This is a genomic window from Candidatus Rokuibacteriota bacterium (genome assembly GCA_016209385.1).
GTDB lineage: Bacteria > Methylomirabilota > Methylomirabilia > Rokubacteriales > CSP1-6 > JACQWB01.
Genome location: JACQWB010000166.1, coordinates 1 through 2,900 on the forward strand (window position 1 = coordinate 1; position 2,900 = coordinate 2,900).

At 68.5% G+C, this 2,900-nt stretch carries 3 protein-coding genes; 1 reads left to right on the forward strand and 2 read right to left on the reverse strand.

Annotation, left to right across the window (positions count from 1 at the left end; translation table 11 throughout):
* Positions 1–32 precede the first annotated feature (32 nt).
* Positions 33–1,406 carry a M23 family metallopeptidase gene (locus tag HY726_11620; protein ID MBI4609644.1) on the reverse strand — a complete coding sequence of 458 codons (1,374 nt, stop codon included), beginning with the start codon at positions 1,404–1,406 and terminating at the stop codon, positions 33–35.
* Positions 1,407–1,460: 54 nt separating this feature from the next.
* Between HY726_11620 and HY726_11625 the strand changes: the two genes are divergently transcribed.
* Complete coding sequence (locus HY726_11625; protein ID MBI4609645.1) at positions 1,461–2,171, forward strand: DUF72 domain-containing protein; 711 nt, start codon at positions 1,461–1,463, stop codon at positions 2,169–2,171.
* A 275-nt stretch (positions 2,172–2,446) separates the two neighbouring features.
* Here the strand turns inward: HY726_11625 and HY726_11630 are convergent, their stop codons facing one another.
* The gene (locus HY726_11630; GenBank protein MBI4609646.1) at positions 2,447–2,749 is read right to left on the reverse strand and encodes an RNA-binding protein; all 303 of its coding nucleotides are present in this window, start codon (positions 2,747–2,749) and stop codon (positions 2,447–2,449) included.
* Positions 2,750–2,900: the final 151 nt, after the last annotated feature.

The window sequence follows — 2,900 nt, forward strand, 5'->3', positions numbered from 1 at the left end:
AGCGCGAGCCGGTCTTCAAGGGGCGATAGGGCTCAGCGGACTCCCTCGTCTCCGGGAAAGGCCACGTTCGCGGCCTGGAGGGGCCTGGCGATATGGTCGCGGATCCACTTGGCGTCCCACCACTCCAGCGGCGTGATCGAGATCCCGTGGATCAGCACCTCGAAGTGCAGGTGGTCCCCCACCGCGAGGCCTGACGTGCCGGTCCGGCCCAGCTCCTGCCCTTTTTCCACCCGGTCCCCGACCCTGACGTCGATCCGCGAGAGGTGGGCGTAGAAGGTCTGGAGGCCGAGGCCGTGGTCCACGACCACGGTGTTCCCGTAGATGGTGAGGGGCTCGGCGAAGACCACGATGCCCGAGTTGGCCGCCGGCGCCGGGCTCTCGCGGAGCGAGGCCAGGTCGTAGCCGAAGTGGACCTGGGTATCCACATCCTGGCCGCGGAAGCGGTACGTGCGCGTCTCGGCGAAGTTGGAGAAGACCTTGGTGTTCCGCGGCTGGAGGAAGGCGCCCTGCCAGAGCGGTGTCCCCTGGGTCTTGGCCGCGAGCCGCCGCTTGGCGTCTTCGGCCTGCCGCCGCTTCTCGCGGTTCACCTCGAGGAACGCCTCGAGGAGCCGGTCGTCAGGGATGGAGGGCCGCTCGGGGAGCAGCTCGGGGAGCTTCTGCCTGAGGAAGTCTTCCCCGATCTCGACGACGCCCGACGGGAAGCGCCGCGGTTTGATCTGGCTCGGCGCTGAGCGCGAGGCCACGTTGCCCGCCTCGTCGGCCGCGGTGACGAGGAGCGGGGTGGTCGCCGGGGACGTGTAGGGGATCGCGATCAGGGCCACGTGGACCGCGCCTTCGGACTCGCCGACCGGGTAACCCGGGAAGAAGATGCCGCCTGCGTTGACGCCTGCGCGCTTGGCGCCCTTCGACCGGAAGGCGACCACCCCGCCGCCGCCCTGGGCGAGATACTGGGTGGCTGAGAGGACCTCCAGCGTCGGCGGAGTGAGGTCGAGGGTGATCGGCTGGACGATGATCGGGCGATCGCCGACGCGGAGCGGACGCCAGAAGCCGTCGCGCGCGAAGACCTCGAGCGTGGCGCTGCCGTCGCGGAGGCCCGGCGACTTGCCCTCTACGACGAGCTCGAGCCGCCGCTGGTTCACCCGGGGCGCCGGAAAATCTTCGCGAGCCAGCGTCGCCCTGTGTGTCCCCTGGAGCAGGCGGAGCTCGACGGACGCGATCCCGCCCCACGCCGCAGTCAGCTCGAGCGTGAGCGGCGTCCGGAGCCCGATGTGGGTGAGCGGCGCGGCGAGCCGCGCTTGCACGCCGGGCACGCTCTGGCGCCAGCCGAGGTAAGAGATAGATCCGACGACCAGGAACGCGAGCGTCAGCGTGACGAGGAGCCAGGTCTTCAGCCCGGAACGGCGCACGGCGCCATCTTACCGGCCCCGGGGCGGAAGGGTCAACCCGCGGGGGGGGCGCGCGTGGTGATCCGGGTCGGGTGCTGCGGGTGGCCGGTCGCGCGCCCGCGCTACTTTGCGACGTTCGCGCTGGTCGAGGTCCAGGAGAGCTTCTACAACCTCCCGCGCCTGGCCACGGTCGAGAGGTGGCGGGCCGCGGCGCCAGCGGCCTTCGAGTTCGTCCTCAAAGCACCCCAGCTCATCACCCACGAGCCCACCTCGCCGACCTACCGGCGCCTGCGGATCCCGCTGACCGGGGCGGCGCGGAAGCGCTACGGTGCCTTCAGGCCGACCCGGGAGGTCAGGGCCGCGTGGGCGGAGACGCTGGCGCTGGCCCGCGCGCTCCGCTCGAAGATCGTCGTCTTCCAGTGCCCCGCCTCCTTCACGCCCACCGCCGCGCACATCCGGGACCTGACCCGGTTCTTCGAGAAGGTCGAGCGGGACGGTCTGGCCTTCGCCTGGGAGCCGCGCGGCCAATGGCCGGACGCCGAGGTCCAAACCCTCTGCCGGCGGGCCCACCTGATCCACTGCGTTGACCCGCTTCTCCGGCGCCCAGTTTGGGGGGAGCCCGCCTACTTCCGACTCCACGGCAAGGGCGGCTACCACTACCAGTATTCCGAGGCCGAGCTCGGGGAGCTGCGGGCCCTGGCGCGGGCGTTCAGCGAGGTCTATGTGCTCTTCAACAACACCGCCATGTTCGACGACGCCCGCCGGTTTCTGAAATTGCTCGAGTAGAATCAGCCAGTCCCGACCTGTCGGGCGGGCGCGCCGGTCGCTACCGTTTTGCTACCACTTGCCTCATCCCAGGCGATCCACGCCCGCCTTGTTCCCCATCGGGAGCCAGCGCCCGTAGAGGTCCACCTCAGCGAAACGCATAGGACTTGACCACGACCAACGCGCTTAAAGATGTCCGAACGTGGTGCCGAGTCCGTGATATTTCAAAGACAAAAACGGCGCAGGTGCCAAAGCATCCTGCGCCGTTTCCGTTCTGACTGGAGTCGGTCAGTCGCCTACCAGCGGGAGGCGCGACCCTTGCCGCCGCCGAAGCCCCCGCCTGAACGCGGAGCCTGCGGGTTCGCGACGTTGACCGTAAGTCGTCGGCCCTCGAAGGCCTGATCGTTCAGCTTCGCGATCGCCGCCTGGGCCTCTTCGCTCGTGGACATCTCCACGAAGCCGAAGCCGCGGGACTGCCCCGAGAACTTGTCGGTGATCACCGTAGCGGACTCAACGGTCCCGCACTGGGCAAAGTACTCCCGAAGGTTCTCGGAGGTGGTGGAATAGGACAAACCGCCCACGTATAACTTGGTCGCCATGAGGCGCCTCCTTGACCCCGTTGTCGCGGGGTGATACTCTTCCGCATCATATTTCACGCCCCGGAGATGCGGAAGAGATCTATCGGAGGCGAGGCCAGATCGAAGCGCCACAGTGGCGCAGAACCGATAGTACCATAAGTATCGACAACCG